The 17,216-nt window shown below is 61.0% G+C and carries 18 protein-coding genes; 11 read left to right on the top strand and 7 right to left on the bottom strand.

The features are described 5' to 3' along the window. The 3 genes from B5F94_RS13935 to B5F94_RS13925 form a co-directional block, all read right to left on the bottom strand. Window positions 1-1,959 (bottom strand): transglutaminase-like domain-containing protein (locus B5F94_RS13935; protein WP_143383310.1); only part of this gene is annotated, 1,959 nt, incomplete at its 3' end. Beyond that, window positions 1,956-2,954 carry a DUF58 domain-containing protein gene (locus B5F94_RS13930; protein ID WP_087330957.1) on the bottom strand — a complete coding sequence of 333 codons (999 nt, stop codon included), beginning with the start codon at window positions 2,952-2,954 and terminating at the stop codon, window positions 1,956-1,958. The genes B5F94_RS13930 and B5F94_RS13935, both read right to left, overlap by 4 nt. 4 nt (window positions 2,955-2,958) lie before the next feature. Beyond that, entirely contained in the window at window positions 2,959-3,891 is a 933-nt protein-coding gene (locus B5F94_RS13925) for an AAA family ATPase (protein ID WP_087268188.1), read from the bottom strand. A gap of 247 nt (window positions 3,892-4,138) precedes the next feature. On the opposite strand from B5F94_RS13925, the gene rimP reads away from it, so the two are divergent. From rimP to B5F94_RS13875, 10 genes are all read left to right on the top strand, one after another. After that, a complete protein-coding gene (gene rimP / locus B5F94_RS13920; protein WP_087188574.1) occupies window positions 4,139-4,594 on the top strand; it encodes a ribosome maturation factor RimP in 456 nt (151 codons plus the stop codon). 51 nt (window positions 4,595-4,645) lie between these two features. Further along, the gene (gene nusA / locus B5F94_RS13915) at window positions 4,646-5,803 is read left to right on the top strand and encodes a transcription termination factor NusA (RefSeq protein WP_087330955.1); all 1,158 of its coding nucleotides are present in this window, start codon (window positions 4,646-4,648) and stop codon (window positions 5,801-5,803) included. A gap of 39 nt (window positions 5,804-5,842) precedes the next feature. After that, the gene (locus B5F94_RS13910; RefSeq protein WP_087188576.1) at window positions 5,843-6,118 is read left to right on the top strand and encodes an RNase P modulator RnpM; all 276 of its coding nucleotides are present in this window, start codon (window positions 5,843-5,845) and stop codon (window positions 6,116-6,118) included. Continuing rightward, a complete protein-coding gene (locus B5F94_RS13905; RefSeq protein ID WP_087330953.1) occupies window positions 6,111-6,647 on the top strand; it encodes a L7Ae/L30e/S12e/Gadd45 family ribosomal protein in 537 nt (178 codons plus the stop codon). The genes B5F94_RS13910 and B5F94_RS13905 overlap by 8 nt, the downstream gene beginning before the upstream one ends. A 117-nt stretch (window positions 6,648-6,764) precedes the next feature. Beyond that, window positions 6,765-9,143, top strand: a complete 2,379-nt coding sequence (gene infB / locus B5F94_RS13900) for a translation initiation factor IF-2 (RefSeq protein WP_204247502.1) — start codon at window positions 6,765-6,767, stop codon at window positions 9,141-9,143. A gap of 315 nt (window positions 9,144-9,458) precedes the next feature. After that, the gene (gene rbfA, locus B5F94_RS13895) at window positions 9,459-9,848 is read left to right on the top strand and encodes a 30S ribosome-binding factor RbfA (RefSeq protein ID WP_087330948.1); all 390 of its coding nucleotides are present in this window, start codon (window positions 9,459-9,461) and stop codon (window positions 9,846-9,848) included. Between the two features lie 5 nt (window positions 9,849-9,853). Next, the gene (locus B5F94_RS13890) at window positions 9,854-10,804 is read left to right on the top strand and encodes a DHH family phosphoesterase (protein WP_087330946.1); all 951 of its coding nucleotides are present in this window, start codon (window positions 9,854-9,856) and stop codon (window positions 10,802-10,804) included. Then, entirely contained in the window at window positions 10,797-11,681 is an 885-nt protein-coding gene (gene truB, locus B5F94_RS13885; protein WP_087330944.1) for a tRNA pseudouridine(55) synthase TruB, read from the top strand. The genes B5F94_RS13890 and truB overlap by 8 nt, the downstream gene beginning before the upstream one ends. 4 nt (window positions 11,682-11,685) lie before the next feature. Next, complete coding sequence (locus tag B5F94_RS13880; protein WP_087330942.1) at window positions 11,686-12,597, top strand: bifunctional riboflavin kinase/FAD synthetase; 912 nt, start codon at window positions 11,686-11,688, stop codon at window positions 12,595-12,597. A 29-nt stretch (window positions 12,598-12,626) separates the two neighbouring features. Beyond that, window positions 12,627-13,943, top strand: coding sequence for a DUF1576 domain-containing protein (locus B5F94_RS13875; RefSeq protein WP_087330940.1), 1,317 nt, complete (start codon window positions 12,627-12,629; stop codon window positions 13,941-13,943). 60 nt (window positions 13,944-14,003) lie between these two features. Here B5F94_RS13875 and B5F94_RS13870 read toward each other — a convergent pair whose 3' ends face one another. Further along, entirely contained in the window at window positions 14,004-14,321 is a 318-nt protein-coding gene (locus B5F94_RS13870) for a winged helix-turn-helix transcriptional regulator (protein WP_087268161.1), read from the bottom strand. A 120-nt stretch (window positions 14,322-14,441) separates the two neighbouring features. Here B5F94_RS13870 and B5F94_RS13865 point away from each other — a divergent pair, with 120 nt between their 5' ends. Beyond that, window positions 14,442-14,990 carry a nitroreductase family protein gene (locus tag B5F94_RS13865; RefSeq protein ID WP_087330938.1) on the top strand — a complete coding sequence of 183 codons (549 nt, stop codon included), beginning with the start codon at window positions 14,442-14,444 and terminating at the stop codon, window positions 14,988-14,990. Between the two features lie 38 nt (window positions 14,991-15,028). Here the strand turns inward: B5F94_RS13865 and B5F94_RS13860 are convergent, their stop codons facing one another. From B5F94_RS13860 to B5F94_RS13850, 3 genes are all read right to left on the bottom strand, one after another. Then, window positions 15,029-15,778, bottom strand: a complete 750-nt coding sequence (locus B5F94_RS13860) for a DUF3169 family protein (protein WP_158099493.1) — start codon at window positions 15,776-15,778, stop codon at window positions 15,029-15,031. Then, window positions 15,771-15,986: a helix-turn-helix transcriptional regulator gene (locus B5F94_RS13855; RefSeq protein WP_087330934.1), complete on the bottom strand. Its 216-nt coding sequence runs from the start codon at window positions 15,984-15,986 to the stop codon at window positions 15,771-15,773. Before B5F94_RS13855 ends, B5F94_RS13860 begins: the two co-directional genes overlap by 8 nt. Before the next feature lie 178 nt (window positions 15,987-16,164). Next, window positions 16,165-17,091: an SPFH domain-containing protein gene (locus tag B5F94_RS13850; RefSeq protein WP_204247501.1), complete on the bottom strand. Its 927-nt coding sequence runs from the start codon at window positions 17,089-17,091 to the stop codon at window positions 16,165-16,167. Window positions 17,092-17,216 lie beyond the last annotated feature (125 nt).

Genomic DNA, 17,216 nt, shown 5'->3' with positions numbered 1-17,216 from the left:
GGTAGGTGTTGCGGTGGGGGTAGGCGTGGGGGTGGCCGTGCCGCTCTGGCCGGGATTGCTGCCGGCATAGGCGGGGGTGACCTCCACCGGCTCCCAGCCGTAGCCGGGAATATAGACCTCCACCCAGGCGTGGGCGGCGGAATCTGGGACATTCACATGGCCGGAGGAGGGTACGTCGGCCACATAGCCGGTGACATACCGGGCGGGGATACCCATAGCCCGCAGCATGAGGGTGGCGGCACTGGCATAGTGCATACAGTAGCCCCGGTGACTCTCGGTGAGGAAATAGGTGACGAAATCCTCTCCCTCCGGGGTGGCGGGGGTGTTGGGATCATACTGAGTGATGGAGGCCAGATAATCGGCGATGGCCTGGGCGCTCTCCATAGTCCAAAGATGGATCAGGTTGATATCCGATTTTGTGAGGTCAGGAATACCGTTCTCCGAGGTAATGCCGTAGGAGAAATCGGGGGTACTGGTTATTTCCCTGCTGTCGCAGGCCTCCATGACCTGGGGCCAGAACTGGTCGGTGGCCTCTACCATGGCATCCCACAGCGCGGGAGAGTCGGGAATGGTCAGATAATTGTCGTAGACAAAGGCCTGATAACGCTCCTCCGCCTGCCGGGCCTCCACCGGCAGCGCCGCCCCGGAATCGGGGGAGCAGCCGGGCTGGACGTACAGCGTATGGGTCCACACATCCTCCCCTCGGGCCAGATAGGAGTCGTACATGAACTTGGTGCCACTGAGCTCGTTGGGCTGGGACAGGATGTGATAGGGAACGTACACATAACCAGGGTCAGCCCCTACATTGCGGACCGTGACCTTGGCATATTGATGGCTGGGGAAGGCGTTTCGATCAGCCAGGGCGGGGAAGTTCATAGGCTGGTAGCCGCCCAAAGCATTGGATAGGTCGGAGAGGGAAAACTGACCGGAAACCTCACCAATGGGGTAATGGAAGACGCCCAGGTCGTGATAGTCCGATTCCGCCAGCGGCCCCCAGCCGTCGCTGTCGTATACCGCGCTGGAGAAGCCCCGCAGATAGATCCGGCCCCGCAGGTCGGTGTCCACCTCCAGCACCGTCCGGCCGGAGAAGTTCAGGGGCCCGGCGTCGTCCAGGGACACTTTGCCGTCGGCATTGGTAAAGGAGCCGCCGCTGCCAAATCCGAAGGGGCCTTTGCCGTTAAAAAGGGTGATGTTCAGATGGGAAGCCCAGTTGTTGATGGAGTCCAGGGCGTCGTCTGCCCACTGAGGCCGTTGATAGGTGGATTGGGGCATGGCGGCGTTGAGCAGGAGCAGCAGCAGAGCTGCCGCCGGAAAGGAGACCAGGGTGAGCCGTGCGGCTCCTGCCCGGTCCCACCGCCGGGCCAGGGACCCCAGGCCCATCACGCACCAGGCCAGAATGAGCACCATCAGAGGCAGCCAGGCCGGTGTGACAGAAATGCACAGAGGAGCCAGCACAAAGGGAGCGGTGAGCAGGAAGGTGGCGGAAAAAGAAGGGAACCGTATCACCGCCAGGGCCAGCAGAACCACCAGAACAGCGGCCACGGCCAGGGCCAGAATGGTTGCGGCTCTGATCCAGACGGAGGGGGCCAGCTGGAGGATGGGCTCAATAAAACCGTCCAGCTCCAGACTGGTACACACCGTATTCACCACAGAGCAGCGGAAGGTGATCTCTCCCAGCCGCATGGCGGTGAACATCTGCCATATCACCAGACCATCAATGCAGAGTACTGCAGCCATACTCACCAGCATCCAGCGGGTAGGGAGTGCGCACAGAACGGTGAGCAGGACTGACAGAAGCACACAGCCTGTAAGGAAAAGGGTGAGCTCAAGAGACTGTCCCACCGCAGAGGAGAAGGACCAGAGGGTGCTGGACAACAGCAGGAAGAGCAGGAAGCCGCCGGTCAGCAGCTCCAGCCAGCCCGGCCGGGGCCGGGGCTGACGTTTGGAATGCTGTTTCATCGTCCCCCTCCTTCCACGCCGTCCGGCGTTACATGGAGATGACGCACCTTACCGCCGCCGGGCAGCCGGAGGGCGCCGTCCAGAATGGAGCGGCCCTCCAGAGGTGCGGGGGTGGAGAAGGCCAGCTCCAGACAGGCCAGCAGAGCGTTGGGACTGTCCACAGCCCGGTCCTCTGCCACGCCGGTGACGGGAGAAGCCCACTGGATGTGGTGGGGCCGGTCCTGCTGCAGCAGCCAGCGGGAGAGAGCCCACAGCTGGGCAAAGGTGCGGTCCAGCTCCTCGGACGGACCGAAGTGGTCATAGGTCACCACAATGGCGGCCTGCTGGGGTTCCAGGGTCTCCCGCACCACCAGTTCGTCCTTTTTAGAGGACAGCTTCCAGTGGACGGACCGCAGGGGGTCGCCCACCCGGTACTCCCGCAGGTCGTAGTCCTCGCCGGGACCGCCGCCGGGCCGGGGGCGGAGTACCGTACCGGCGTTCTCACCGGCAGCCAGCTCCTCCTTCCCCTCAAGTTCCAGCTGGGCGGGGAGAATGAGGACAGCCCGCTCCGGGCCCTTTCGCACCGGCAGAGGAAAGAGCCCCAGCAGGTCGCAGCAGACCGCTTTCTCCACCTGGCAGACCAGACGGCCGCAGTGGGTGGCGGTCACCGTCAGTTCCGCCGGCTTCCGGGCGGTTACCGTGATCTTGCTTTCCCCCGACTCTCCGGTGAGCTGATTGGTCCAGCGCAGCCTGATCCGGGGGCGGATGAGGGGCAGGAAAGAGGAATGGTACAGGAGCACGCCGAACCGGGCGCTGCCGCCTACTGTGATCAGGGGGGCTTGGGGCACTACCGATGCCATGCTTCCCATCCATCCGGGCAGAGCCAGCAGCAGGGAGAGAATGGGAAGCACCAGAATGAGTACCAATACAAAGGTGGACAGGTAAAAGCGGAAAAAGATCTGAAAGAGCACCGCCGCGCCCACCAAAACGGCGTATAAAATCCGACGGCCTGCCATAGCCTTACCCGATCTTGGGCGGCGGGACCAGCCGGAGAATCTCCGCCGCCGGCTGGAAGTTGCCGTTGGCCTCTGCCCGGGGGGAGAGAATGAGCCGGTGTGTCACCACGTCGGCAAACACCATGGATACGTCCTCCGGATTGACAAAGTCCCGGCCAAAGACCAGGGCGGCCGCCTTGGCCATGGCGGTAAGGGCCAGAGAGGCACGGGGGCTGGCGCCCTGGACGATCATGGGGTGGCTGCGGGTGGCATTGACCAGCCGAATGATATAGTCCAGCACCGGGTCGGATACAAATACCTGGTCGGCCTGGGCACGCAGAGCGGCCAGACTGTTCAGATCCAGCACCTGGCGCACCTGATCCAGCGGGTTGTTTCCCTGCTTGCGGCGCACCATGGCAAACTCGTCCGCCGGGGCGGGGTAGCCCATGGAAAGCCGGATCATGAACCGGTCCATCTGGGAGTCGGGGAGCGGCTGAGTGCCCGAGGCTCCCGCCGGGTTCTGGGTGGCGATGACCAGGAAGGGCTGAGGCACCGGATGGGACACACCGTCCACGGTGACCTGGCCCTCCTCCATAGCCTCCAGCAGGGCGGACTGAGTGCGGCTGGTAGCCCGGTTCAGCTCGTCTGCCAGAAACAGGTTGCACAGCACCGCGCCGGGCTGATACTCCATGGCGCCGGTGGCCTTGTTGTAAATGGAAAAACCGGTGATGTCAGAGGGCATCACGTCGGGGGTGAACTGCACACGGTTATATTTCAGGCTCAGAGCCTTGGAAAAGGCCAGAGCCATGGTGGTCTTACCTACGCCGGGGATGTCCTCCAGCAGAATGTGGCCCCGGGCCAGGATGGCAAGCAGTACCTTGGCAAGCACATTGTCCTTGCCCACCACCGCTTTCTTTACCTCGCCCAAAATTTCCAGGGCCTGCTTGTTGCCTTCCATGTTCCGACCTCCTTAAAAAATGAATCTGATTCCTATTGTACCAGAGGGTTTCCTTATGTCAACTCAAATGCATAAAAAAGACCGGATTGGAAAAAATCACGGCAGACCCTTGCACAAAACACCGGTTTGTGGTATAGTACATACGTTAGTAGTAGAAGTATGGTGAGAGTGGGGTCACGGCTCCGCTCTTTCTTATTGAAAAAACGGGGTATGTAAATTTTTTACAGCCCCTTGCCGGAGGTGGATTATGGCCAAGGTAACGGAACTGGTATCCGCTCTGGCGGCCCCCCTGGTGGAGGCTGCCGGCTGCTCCCTGTGGGACGTGGAATATGTGCGGGAAGCGGGACAGTGGTTCCTGCGGATTTATATTGATAAGGAAGGCGGCGTCTCCATTAACGACTGTGAGGCGGTGAGCCGCCCCCTGTCCGACGCGCTGGACGAGGCCGATCCCATTGAGGGCAGCTATGTGCTGGAGGTCTCCTCCGCCGGCGCCGACCGGCCCCTGAAGAAGCCGGAGCACTTTGCCGCCTTTATGGGGGCTGAGGTGGAGGTCCGCCTCTACCGGGCGGTGGACGGCCGGAAGGACCATGTGGGCACCCTGTCCGGCTATGAAAACGGCGACGTGACCATTGAGACAGCCGACGGTCCCAGAACCTTCGTCAAGAAGGACGTGGCCCAGACCCGGCTGTACGTGCGGTTTTAAGATGTAGGGGCGGACAGAAACCGCCCGTGTTGAGGATAAGGAGACAGAACTATGCCGAAGAAGAATGCCAAAGCGCAGAAGACCAATGAGCTGGACGGCAAGGAATTTTTTGCCGCCATCAACCTGATTGAGAAGGAAAAGGGCATCCCCAAGTCCTACATGCTGGATAAGATCACCCAGGCCCTGGTGTCCGCCTATAAGCGGGACCACGAGACTGCCGGTGACAATATCGTGGTGGAGGCCGACGAGGAGGCCGGCACTGTCCGGATGTTCGTCAAGAAGGACGTGGTGGAGGAGGTAGATAACCCCTGCACCGAGATGAGCCTGGAGGTTGCCCGCAGCAAGCTGCCCCAGGCCCAGCTGGGTGATGTGATCCGGATCGAGATCAAGACCCGGGACTTTGGCCGCATTGCCGCTCAGACTGCCCGTCAGGTCATCATCCAGGGTATGCGCGAGGCCGAGCGGGGCATGGTGTACGACGAGTTCTCCTCCAAGGAGCACGAGATCCTCACCGGCGTGGTCACCCGTATCGATCCCCGCTCCGGCGCCGCCAGCCTGCGGATCGGCTCCGGCAGCGAGGCCACCGAGGCCTTCCTGGCTGCCGGCGAGCAGGTTAAGGGTGAGGAGTATGTGGAAGGAATGCGCCTGCGGGTGTATGTGGTGGAGGTCCGCCGTTCCACCAAGGGCCCCCAGGTCCTGATCTCCCGCACCCATCCCGGCCTGGTGAAGCGGCTGTTCGAGATGGAAGTGCCCGAGATCTACGACGGCACTGTGGAAGTCAAGTCCATTGCCCGTGAGGCCGGTTCCCGCACCAAGCTGGCTGTCTGGTCCGCCGATCCCAACGTGGACCCCATCGGCGCCTGCGTGGGTCCCCGGGGCCAGCGTGTCAACAACATCGTGGAGGAGCTCCGCGGCGAGAAGGTGGACATTGTCAAGTGGTCTGAGGACCCCGCCGTGTACATCGCCGCCGCTCTGTCCCCCGCCGATGTCATCAGCGTGGACATCCACGAGGAGGGCAAGACCTGCCGCGTGGTGGTGCCCGACGATCAGCTGTCCCTGGCCATCGGCAAGGAGGGCCAGAACGCCCGCCTGGCCGCCAAGCTGACCGGCTGGAAGATCGACATCAAGCCCGCCTCCGCCCCCGCCGACGAGGAAGTGGAGGACGAGGAGGACGTGATCCTCGAGGACGAGGCCGAGACCGAGGAGTAATCCCTCAGTGATCAAATAAGATGGAAGGGGGGCAGAAGGATGCCCAAGAAGATTCCCATGCGTCAGTGCGTAGGCTGCCGGGAGATGAAGCCCAAGAAGGAGCTGATCCGGGTGGTGAAGAGCCCCGAGGGGGAAGTCTCCCTGGATTTCAAGGGAAAGAAGCCGGGCCGGGGGGCCTATGTATGTCCCGACGAGGCCTGCCTGAAGCGGGCCCGGAAGGCCAAGGCGCTGGAGCGGGCTTTCTCCGCCCCCATGCCCGACGAGGTATATGAGGCGCTGGAACAGCAGATGCGGGAGGGCGATCAGGATGGATAGCGTATTGCATCTGCTGGGCATCGCCCGTAAGGCAGGCCGTGTGGAGGTGGGCGAGGAGCCGGTGGGCGCCGTCGCCCGGGCCCACCAGGCCAAGCTGATCCTCACCGCCTGTGACGGCGCGGACAACAGCCTGCGCCGGGCCGCTCACTTTGCCGAGATCGGCAAGGTGCCCCACTTGCCAACGCCCTACACCAAGGGCGGCCTGGGCGGTGCGGTGGGCCGCTCTGCCTGCACCATGCTGGCCCTCACCGACGTGGGGCTGGCCGCCGCCATTGCTGCCAAGCTGGCTCAAGCCGATCCGGAGCACTGCTCCGCCGCGGCGGAGGAGCTGAAAATCAAGGCAGGGAAGGCCCTTCAGCGGCAGAAGGAACAGCGGGCCCATGAGAAGAACCTGCAAAAGAAGAACAAGAAGCCGTGGGCTCCGCCTCCCAAGGCGGCCAAAGCGCCCGAGAATCCGCCCGCGGTCAAAAAGCAGGCAAGACCGTTTGCCCCCAAGGGCAAACTGACCATCAAGAAGCAGCAGCCATGAACAAGAAGTGGCTGAGGACAGATTGGAACAAGCAGGCTTGTTCCAATAAGAAAGCGCAGCGGTCCCGCCGCGTTTTCCTATTGGCGCAAGCCGACCAGTTGGAGGTGGCTTTATTTGCTGAACAACAAATATCGTGTGCATGAGGTGGCCAAGGATTTCAACAAGAACTCCAAGGACATCACCGACATTCTGACCAAATACGCGACGACTCCGAAGAACCATATGCAGCCTCTGGGCGACCGGGAGCTGTCTCTGATTTTCGAGTATCTCACCCAGCACAATCAGGTGGAGAGCATTGAGAGCATCTACGCCGACGTGTATCGGGAACCCAAGGCCGCGGCCAAGGAAACACCTGCCGCCGGGAAGGAGAAGCAGCGCACTGCTCCCGCTCAGCAGCAGAACCAGAAGGGTGGAAAGCCTGTGAAGGAACATACCGCGCCTGTCAATAAACCCGCCGCTCAGGCGGAGCAGCCCAAGACTCAGCCCGTCCAGCAGCCCAGCCGGCCCACGACCCGTGTGCCTGAGAAGAAGGTTGTGGACACCCGCAAGAGCGGCAACGTGAACCTGGAGAAGTACGACCAGCGTCTGGAGGACCTGGCTGCCGGCAAGACCAAGCAGATGCAGGCCGGCAAGCAGAAGTTCCAGGGCCGCAACCAGCGCAAGGGCGGCTTCCAGGGCGGCAACAAGCGCCGCCAGGAGGAGCAGGAGAAGATGCGCCGGCTCCAGATGGAGATCGCCAAAAAGACCCCCCTCACCGTCAAGATCCCCGACGAGATCGGTGTGGGCGAGCTGGCCTCCCGCATGAAGAAGACCGGCGCCGAGGTGGTCAAGACCCTGATGAAGAACGGCGTCATGGCCTCCTTGTCCGACGTCATCGACTTCGATACCGCTGCGATTATCGCTGAAGAGCTGGGCTGCAAGGTGGAGAAGGAGATCATTGTCACCATCGAGGAACGGCTCATCGACACTGCCGAGGATAAGGAAGAGGATCTGCTGCCCCGCGCCCCCGTGGTGGTGGTTATGGGCCACGTCGACCACGGCAAGACCTCTCTGCTGGACTATATCCGCAACGCCCATGTGGCGGCGGGTGAGGCGGGCGGCATCACCCAGCATATCGGTGCCTATCAGGTGGAGGTCCAGGGCAAGCCCATTACCTTCCTGGATACCCCCGGCCACGAGGCCTTCACCGCCATGCGTGCCCGCGGTGCTATGATCACCGACGTGGCCATCCTGGTGGTGGCTGCCGACGACGGCATCATGCCCCAGACCGTGGAGTCCATCAATCACGCCAAGGCCGCCAAGATCCCCGTGATCGTGGCCATCAATAAAATGGATAAGCCGGAGGCCAACCCCGAGCGCATCAAGGAGCAGCTTACCAAGTACGAGCTGGTGCCTGAGGAGTGGGGCGGCGAGACCATCATCTGCCCCATCTCCGCCAAGACCGGCGAGGGCATCGACAACCTGCTGGAGATGGTCAACCTGACCGCCGAGATGCAGGAGCTGAAGGCCAATCCCAACCGCTCCGCCCACGGCGCTGTCATCGAGGCCCGTCTGGACAAGGGCCGCGGTCCTGTGGCCACTCTGCTGGTGCAGAATGGTACCCTCCATCAGGGCGACATCATCATTGCCGGTACCGCCGTGGGCCGTGTCCGCGCCATGACCAACGCCCGTGGCGAGAAGCTCACCGAGGCCGGTCCTTCCGTGCCCGTTGAGATCATTGGTATGGGCGAGGTGCCCGGCGCCGGCGACGACTTCCACGCCGTGGCCGACGAGCGTATGGCCCGTGAGCTGGTGGAGCAGCGCAAGCACGATCAGAAGATGGCTGCTTCCAGCCCGGTGGGTAAGGTGAGCCTGGAGGATCTGTTCAGCCAGATCAAGCAGGGCGAGATGAAGGACCTGAACATCATCGTCAAGGCCGACGTTCAGGGCTCCGCCGAAGCCGTCAAGGCCTCCCTGGAGAAGATCTCCAACGACGAGGTCCGGGTGCGGGTCATCCACTGCGCGGTGGGCGCCATCAACGAGAGCGACGTTATGCTGGCTACCACCTCCAACGCCATCATCGTGGGCTTCAACGTCCGTCCCGACTCCAACGCCAAGGAGAGCGCCGCCCGCAACAAGGTGGATATGCGGATGTACCGCGTGATCTACGACTGCATCAACGAGATCGAGACCGCCATGAAGGGTATGCTGGCTCCCAAGTTCAAGGAAGTGGAGCTGGGCCAGGCCGAGGTGCGCAACGTGTTCCGCATCACCGGCGTGGGCATGGTGGCCGGCTGCTACGTCACGGGCGGCAAGATGCAGCGCGGCGCCCAGATGCGCCTGCTGCGCGACAACGTGGTGATCTACGACGGTTCCATCGCCTCTCTCCAGCGCTTCAAGGACAGCGTGAAGGAAGTGGCTCAGGGCTACGAGTGCGGCATCACCTTTGAGAAGTTCCAGGACATCAAGGAGGGCGACGTGATCGAGGCCTTCCTGATGGAGCAGATTGAAGTGTAATTATCTAACCTATGAACAGAGAAGGCTTTCCCAGTCGCCCTCCTTGGGGCCCCGCCGCAGGTGGGACGGTGCTTGCGCCGTACAAGTGTTTTACCGCAGGTAAAACCTTGGCGCAGGGCGAATTCATTTCGCCCGAGCAGGTAAAATGACAGGGCTCCCAAACAATGCGTTGCATTGTTTGGGATTCGGCGATGTGATCGAGGCCTTCCTGATGGAGCAAATTGAAGTATAATTATAAAAAATGAAATCAGACCCGTTCCGTCCCCAATTCATTTGAGGAGGGGGCGGGTCTGTATTGCGTAATAGGAGAAAAATATGGCAAGTAATCGTATTGGACGTATCAACGAGGAGATCCAGCGGGAGCTCGCTACTCTCATCCGCACGGTCAAGGACCCCCGGGTCCACGGGCTGGTGTCCATCACCGGCGTGGATACCACCTCCGACCTGCGCTATTCCAAGATCTATGTCAGCGTGCTGGACAAGAGCGACGTGAGCGAGGTGGTCAAGGGCCTCAAATCCGCCGGGGGCTATCTGCGGCGGGAGCTGGGTGCGGCCCTGAAGCTGCGCTATACCCCTGAGCTGCAATTTGTGGAGGATGACTCCATCGGTCAGGGCGCCCACATTCTGAGTATGCTGCGGGACCCGGAGGTAGTTAAGCCTGCCAATCCGGCCAACGCCCACATCGATCTGGACAGCGAGGAGTGAGCTCCATGACCTATACCGAAGCTGCGGCCTGGCTACGCGCCCACGACCGCTACCTGATCCTCACCCACAAGCGGCCCGATGGAGATACCATTGGCTGTGCTGCCGCCCTGTGCCGGGGCCTGCGTGGTCTGGGCAAGACGGCCCATATCTGCCCCGGTACAGGAGAGACCCATCTGTTCACCCCCTATCTGGAGGGCCTGCTGGCCCCCGAGGGCTATGAGCCGGAGACAGTGGTCAGCGTGGACATCGCCGCCCGGGGCCTGTTTACCACATCCGGTCAGCCCTGGCTGGAGCGGGGAATCGATCTGGCCATTGACCACCATCCCTCTCAGGAATTTTTTGCCAAGGAGACCTGCTTGGACGCCGGGCGGGCCGCCTGTGGCGAGATCATCTACGACATCCTGAAAGAACTGGGGCAGATCAACCAGGAGACGGCGGTTCCCCTGTATGTGGCGGTATCCACCGACACCGGCTGCTTCCAGTACAGCAACACCACGGCGGATACCCACCGGGTGGCCGCCGCCCTGATGGACACTGGAATTGATGTATTCCCCCTGAACAAGCGCCACTTCCGTACCAAGACCTGGGCCCGGCTCCAGGTGGAACGGCTCATTGTGGAACGGATGCACCGCTATGAGGACGGCAAGGTGGCCGTGGCCCCCGTGTCCCTGGCCCTGATGGATGAGGCCGGGGCTACCGAGGAGGATATGGAGGACATCGCCGCTTTCCTGGGCCAGATCGAGGGAGTGGAGACCTCCGTCACCATCCGGGAGCTGGAGGACGGGGCCTGCAAGCTGTCCGTCCGCACCAGCGGCGGACTGAACGCTACCCGTGTGTGCGCCCTGCTGGGGGGCGGCGGGCACGCCGCCGCCGCGGGCTGTACCGTGGACGGTACGCTGGAGCAGGCGGAGTCCGCCATCCTGGACGCTATCCGGCAGGTGGAAAGCAATGCCTAACGGAGTCATTATCATCGACAAGCCCCAGGAGTGGACCAGCATGGACATCTGTGCCAAGCTGCGGGGGATCTTCCACGAAAAGCGGATTGGCCACGGCGGCACCCTGGACCCCATGGCTACCGGTGTGTTGCCTGTCTTTGTGGGTCGGGCGACCCGGGCGGTGGAGTTTGCCACCGAGGGGAAAAAGGAATATATCGCCGGATTAAAACTGGGTGTTATGACAAATACCCAGGATACCACCGGTCAGGTGCTGGAACAGCGGCCGGTCCAGGTGGATCGGGAGACCCTGAAAGCGGCCCTGGAGCCCTTCCGTGGGGATATCCTCCAGATCCCGCCCATGTATTCCGCCATCAAGCGGGATGGCAAAAAGCTCTACGAGCTGGCCCGTGCAGGCAAAGAGGTGGAGCGGCCCCCCAGGCCGGTGACCATCTATGAGCTGGAGGTGCTGGAGGAGGCCCCGGCTGGGTTCCCTCAGGAGGAGGATACCTGGTATCTGCGGGTGCGCTGCTCCAAGGGCACTTATGTCCGTACCCTGTGCCATGACATTGGGCAGGCGCTGGGCTGCGGCGGCTGTATGTCCGCCCTGCGGCGCACCGAGGCGGCGGGATATACTCTGGATCAGGCGGTAACTCTGGAGGAACTCCAGGCTGCCACCGACCCGGCGTCCCTGCTGATCCCGGTGGACGGCTGTTTCGGGGAATACCCGGCGGTGACCATCGGAGCGGAGGTGCTGAAGAAGGCCAAAAACGGCAGTCCCTTTTCCTGTGCCGTGGCTGACGGTACATGGAGGGTGTACGGCCCTGATGGAGAATTCCTGCTGCTGGGCCGGTGCGCTGGCGGTGTAATGGCTACCATCAAAAGTTTTTTCGAGGTGTGAGACAGTGAACGGGACAGAGACAAAACGTGTGATCGCCCTGGGCTTTTTTGACGGCGTTCACCTGGGCCACGGCGCCCTGCTGCGCCGGGTGGGGGAGAAGGCGGCCGAACTGGGAGCCGTCCCGGCGGCGGTCACCTTTGATACCCATCCGGAGAACCTGATTCTCAAGACCCCGGCAGTTCCTCTGCTCAGTTCGCCCCTGGACCGGGCGGAGCTGATGCGGCGGTACTATGGGATCCGGGACGTGATCGTAGCCCACTTTGACGAGCGGATGATGCAGATGCCCTGGCGGGAGTTTGTCACCGACTATCTGGTGAAGGAGCATGGGGCGGTCCATCTGGTGGCCGGCCACGATTTCCACTTCGGCTATAAGGGAGAGGGTAATCCGGAGCGGCTCCAGACACTGTGTCAGGAGCTGGGCATTGGCTGCGATATCATTCCCAAGGTGTGCCGGGACGACATCACGGTGTCCTCCACCTATATCCGTACCCTGGTAGCCCAGGGTGAGATGGAGCGGGCCAACGAATTTTTGGGCCATCCTCATACCCTCACCGATACCGTGGCCCACGGTAAGAAGCTGGGGTCCACTCTGGGCTTTCCCACGGTGAATCTGCGGTTCCAGCCCGGCGTGCTGGTGCCCGCCTACGGGGTATATGCTACCAAAGTGTGGTTTGAAAACGGCGACAGCCGCCTGGCGGTGACCAATATAGGGGTACGTCCCACGGTGGACGATGGCAACCGGGTCACTGTAGAAGGATTTATCCTGGATTTCAACGGCAATTTGTACGGACAGAGCGTCCGGATGGAGTTTTATAAGCGCCTGCGGGGAGAGCGGAAGTTCGATAGCCTGGAGGAGCTCAAGCAAGAAGTCATGCGTAACGCGGAACAGACCCGAGCCTATTTTGACGGCCTGTAAGACGGCTGCCATCCGAAAGGGGACACCATATGCGCTACCACAAGATCTATCCTATCGCCATCTGCTTTGCCGCCTACCTGATCGCCATCGGGCTGATCCTGGGGGATCCAAGCCAGATCCTGCCCGGCCTGTGGAAGATCATACAGACGGAGGATGCCCTCATCACCGACTATGTAAAGATCGCGGGCATCGGGGCGGCCTTTGTCAACGCTGCTCTGGTCACCCTCATCAGTCTGGGAATCCTACACTTAAGCAAAGATCCTCTCAACGGCTATACGCTGGTGGAGATCGGCCTGATGGCGGGCTTTGCCCTCTTCGGCAAGAACATCGCCAATATCTGGCCCATCATCTTCGGCACCTTCCTGTATGCCAAGGTCCGGCGGGAACCATTTGGCAAGTATGCCTCAGTGTCCCTGCTTGCAACCTCGCTGTCGCCGGTGATCAGCTATGTGGCCCTGGATAACGGCTGGGGCAACATCTGGTGGGCTATTCTCATCGGCGCCATCATCGGCTTTGTGCTGCCCCCTCTGTCCGCCTATACATACAAGATCCAGAACGGTATGAACCTGTACAACATGGGTTTTGCCTGCGGCCTGCTGGCCACCATCATGGTGCCGGTGATGACCTCACTGGGGGCTGATCCCAATGTGGCGCACCATTGGGCCACCGGTTACAATCTGCAGTTGGGGATCTGCCTGGGCGGGCTGTGCCTGATCCTGATTGTTATGGGCCTGTTTTTCAGCGGACGGCCGATCTGGGCGGCCTGGGCCGGTTACCGCCGGCTGCTGCTCACCACCGGCCGGGCCCCCAGTGACTACCTGCGTATGTTTGGCGCTGCCCCTACTTTGATCAACGTAGGTGTTAACGGACTGATCGGTATGACCTTCATCCTGGCCACCGGCGGCGATTTAAACGGTCCCACTATGGGCGGCATCTTTACCATCATGGGCTTCTCTGCCTTTGGTAAGCACGCCCGCAATATCATCCCCATTATGCTGGGCGTGGTGCTGGGCGGCTTTTGTATGCACTGGCACATCAATGACAGCGCGGTGCAGCTGGCTCTGCTCTTCGGTACCACTCTGGCGCCCATCTCGGGCTATTTCGGCTGGCCCTTCGGTGTTGTGGCCGGATTTCTCCACTCCTCGGTGGTGCTGCGGGCAGGCACTCCGGTGGAGGGCTTCAACCTCTACAACAACGGCTTTTCCGGCGGCCTGCTGGCCATTGTGCTCTATCCCATCATCACCGAGGCGGTGCGTCACCGCAAACCGGAGCTGCAGAACGAGGACTACTTCGACGCCTTCGAGCACGACTCGCCGGTGGTTCCCCCGCCTACCAGAAAGAAATAACCCATTATATTCTTTACAAAAGAACCCCCGGAACCACTGGTTCCGGGGGTTCTTTTGCATTTAGTTGGCATGGATCTCCTCGTAGGCGTGTGTTCCCCATTCTCCCAGCGCCCGGAGGGCGGGGTCAATGGAACGGCCCAGCTCGGTTAAAGAATATTCCACCTTGGGCGGAATTTCCGGGTACTGCTCCCGGTGGACCAGCTTGCACTGCTCCAGCTCCTCCAGGGATTTGGAGAGCATGACGCTGGAAATGCCGGAAAGCCTGCGCTGAAGCTCGTTAAAACGGATGATCTCCTGTTGGTTCAGCTCCCAGAGGATGCGCAGCTTCCACTTTCCGCTGACCAGTCCCAGGGCGAATTTGACGGGACAGCCCTCCATCAATACCCCTCCTCACTAAGTTTTTTCTTACTGAGTAAAGAAAAATTGCGTACTTGCGCATTTTTAGACGATATTTATAATTATAGCCACAAGCACGAAAAAAGAAAGGGGTATTTCTCAATGAATGTACAGCAGGCGATCGAGACCCGCCGGAGTATCCGTGCCTATGAGGCCCGGCCTGTGGAGCGGGAGAAGCTGGAGGCGGTGCTCCGCACGGGCAATCAGGCGCCCATCTTCGGGCAGTTCCATATGAGTGTGTTTGTGGGATCGGAGCAGATCAGTGCCGTGGACACCGCAGCGGTGGAGGGAATGGCCCACTCCGGTGTGCCTTTCCTGGAGCAGCTGGCCGCCCAGGATGGATTTCACCCTCTCTATGGCGCGGCGGCTCTGGTGGTGCTCTCTGCCCCAGGGGGAAACGATGAGAAGGGCTTCAACATGGCCAATGTGTCCTGCGCGGCGGAGAATATGATGCTGGCCGCCACCGAGCTGGGGCTGGGCTCCTGCTTCCTCATGGGTCCCATGATTGCCTTCAGCGACCCGGCTCTGCGTGCCAGACTGGGCCTGCCGGAGGGCTATGAGCCCCTGATCGGCGTAGCCCTGGGTTATGCCGCCGGGGAGCGCCCCGCACCTCCGGACCGAAAGAGCGACAACATTACCTGGTGCAACTAAAGCAGAACGGGACGCCCGCGGGCGTCCCGTTCTGTTGCTTATCTGGAACCGCGGTGGCTAAGGCGGATACATTCAAGGGTGTAGGACACCTGGAGTACCCCCCACACCAGCACTGCCACCAGAATGGGCAGAAGGCCGATGTCGGCCACCAGACTCAGAAGCATCAGCACCAGCCAGAGGGCGGCACAGGCTCCGTTGGCAGCTTTGAAGGCGCGGAAGGAGGCCTGCCCGATCTGGGCCCGCTCCAGTTCGTCGCAGCTTTCCAGCCACTTTTTTTGGAAGTTCACGTCGTAGACGCTGCCCTTTTTTTCGGGATTCATCCGACGGGTCTGATCAACCACCTTCTGCTGAAGGACCATCATGAGACCCATGGATACCAGGAAGCACAGGGCGTTGGTCAGAATGTCGGCGTAGAGAAAGCCCGCCGCCAGAAAAAACAGATTGGCCAGTACCACCAGACTGCTCAGCAGCAGGGCATAACTCAGCTGGTCCTCCATCTTCTGGTAGGCATCATCCGACTCCTGGTCCCAGGCGGCATATCCCTTTTTGGCGGCGCGATACAGGATAAAGCCGGGGATCAGCAGCACAGCGCTGCACACCGGGATGGCCCAGGGGGTGATGACCTCCATCAGCCGGTCAAGCCCGGCCCAGATTAGGTCCAGTGTTCCCCGGTCCGCCGCCATGGCGCTGAAAAAGCCCGCAACAGCGCCCAGAGCGGCGGATAACAGAATTACCAGCAAAAAGAGAGGGAAGGACCTGCGATTGTCCCGCTTTACTGTGTCATTCATCGTGCTCATCCTCCTGATAGGTAAAAATGTCCTCCACGGTTACCCCGCAGAGTTTAGCCAGCTTGAGAGCCAGGGTTACGGAGGGGGAATAATCTCCCCGCTCAATCTGGCTGATGGTCTGGCGGGATACCCCCGCCAGGCGGCCCATCTCCTGCTGATTGACCCCCAGTTTGGCCCGGTATTCCTTGAGCCGGTTGTAAAGCGGCATGGTCACACCTCCGGTTTGACAAATATCTGCGTCAAAATGACAACTATCCTTGTCAAAATAAGCATAGCACTGACAAGGATAGTTGTCAAGGTAAATGTGATGGAATGTCATAAAATTTAAAAGAACAAAAAACGGCGCGCTGCGAAACTGCGGCGCGCCGTTAGAATGGCAGGGGATATTAGGATTTCTTAGGTGCATCGGCGGAGGACTCAAACACCGCCTTGGCGGAGGCGCACAGCCCCGCCAGCCCCTGGATCTCGCTGGGGATGATGAGTTTGGTGGCCTGGCCGTTGGCGGCGGCCTGGAAGGCCTCCAGGGCCTTGATCTTCAGCACCTGGTCGGTGGGGCTGGCCTCGTTGAGGAGCTTCAGGGCCTCAGCGGTGGCCTGCTGCACTTTCAGGATGGCCTCGGCCTCACCCTCGGCCTTCATGATGGCGGCCTGCTTGGCGGCGTCGGCCCGGAGGATGAGGGACTGCTTCTCGCCCTCAGCCACCAGGATCTGAGACTGCTTCTGGCCCTCGGCCTGGAGGATGGATTCCCGGCGCTCCCGCTCGGCCTTCATCTGCTTCTCCATGGCGTCCTGGATCTCTCTGGGCGGGATAATGTTCTTCAGCTCCACCCGGTTGACCTTGATGCCCCAGGGGTCGGTGGCCTCGTCCAGGATGGAGCGCATCTTGGAGTTGATGATGTCCCGGCTGGTGAGGGACTGGTCCAGCTCCAGCTCGCCGATGATGTTGCGCAGGGTGGTGGCGGTCAAGTTTTCAATGGCACTCATGGGGTGCTCCACGCCGTAGGTATACAGCTTGGCGTCGGTGATCTGGAAGTAGAGCACCGTGTCAATCTGCATGGTCACGTTGTCCTTGGTGATGACGGGCTGAGGGGCAAAATCCACCACCTGCTCCTTGAGGGAGACCACCTTGGCCACCCGTTCCACGAAGGGCAGCTTGAAGTGGACGCCCACGCCCCACACGGAGTGGAAGGCGCCCATACGCTCAATGACATAGGCCTTGGACTGCTGGACGATTTTCAGGTTGGCGGCCAGCAGCAGGATAATGAGCACAGCCAGAATAATGATAATAATGGGAACGATGGGGATATTGGGCATACTCCACTCCTCCTATTACAATATATTTACGGTTCAAGGCACGGCAGCCAGCCGTGTTTTTTTCCGCATCGTTGCCAAAGCTGTTAGAATGAGAGCGTCTTGGCCTGATGCTCACCTCCAAGGAC

Source organism: Flavonifractor sp. An4, from assembly GCF_002161755.1.
Classification (GTDB): Bacteria; Bacillota; Clostridia; order Oscillospirales; family Oscillospiraceae; genus Flavonifractor; species Flavonifractor avicola.
Note: the sequence above shows the minus strand (reverse complement) of the source record. Positions and strands in the feature narration are given on the sequence as shown.

Excerpts from the sequence above, each read along its gene's own strand:
- B5F94_RS13865 (WP_087330938.1), top strand. The coding sequence starts at position 14,442 with ATGAATGTACAGCAGGCGATCGAGACCCGCCGGAGTATCCGTGCCTAT.
- B5F94_RS13925 (WP_087268188.1), bottom strand. The coding sequence starts at position 3,891 with ATGGAAGGCAACAAGCAGGCCCTGGAAATTTTGGGCGAGGTAAAGAAA.
- B5F94_RS13875 (WP_087330940.1), top strand. The coding sequence starts at position 12,627 with ATGCGCTACCACAAGATCTATCCTATCGCCATCTGCTTTGCCGCCTAC.
- nusA (WP_087330955.1), top strand. The coding sequence starts at position 4,646 with ATGCCGAAGAAGAATGCCAAAGCGCAGAAGACCAATGAGCTGGACGGC.
- B5F94_RS13860 (WP_158099493.1), bottom strand. The coding sequence starts at position 15,778 with ATGAATGACACAGTAAAGCGGGACAATCGCAGGTCCTTCCCTCTCTTT.
- rimP (WP_087188574.1), top strand. The coding sequence starts at position 4,139 with ATGGCCAAGGTAACGGAACTGGTATCCGCTCTGGCGGCCCCCCTGGTG.
- rbfA (WP_087330948.1), top strand. The coding sequence starts at position 9,459 with ATGGCAAGTAATCGTATTGGACGTATCAACGAGGAGATCCAGCGGGAG.
- truB (WP_087330944.1), top strand. The coding sequence starts at position 10,797 with ATGCCTAACGGAGTCATTATCATCGACAAGCCCCAGGAGTGGACCAGC.
- B5F94_RS13870 (WP_087268161.1), bottom strand. The coding sequence starts at position 14,321 with ATGGAGGGCTGTCCCGTCAAATTCGCCCTGGGACTGGTCAGCGGAAAG.
- B5F94_RS13905 (WP_087330953.1), top strand. The coding sequence starts at position 6,111 with ATGGATAGCGTATTGCATCTGCTGGGCATCGCCCGTAAGGCAGGCCGT.
- B5F94_RS13910 (WP_087188576.1), top strand. The coding sequence starts at position 5,843 with ATGCCCAAGAAGATTCCCATGCGTCAGTGCGTAGGCTGCCGGGAGATG.
- B5F94_RS13890 (WP_087330946.1), top strand. The coding sequence starts at position 9,854 with ATGACCTATACCGAAGCTGCGGCCTGGCTACGCGCCCACGACCGCTAC.
- B5F94_RS13930 (WP_087330957.1), bottom strand. The coding sequence starts at position 2,954 with ATGGCAGGCCGTCGGATTTTATACGCCGTTTTGGTGGGCGCGGCGGTG.
- B5F94_RS13850 (WP_204247501.1), bottom strand. The coding sequence starts at position 17,091 with ATGCCCAATATCCCCATCGTTCCCATTATTATCATTATTCTGGCTGTG.
- B5F94_RS13855 (WP_087330934.1), bottom strand. The coding sequence starts at position 15,986 with ATGCCGCTTTACAACCGGCTCAAGGAATACCGGGCCAAACTGGGGGTC.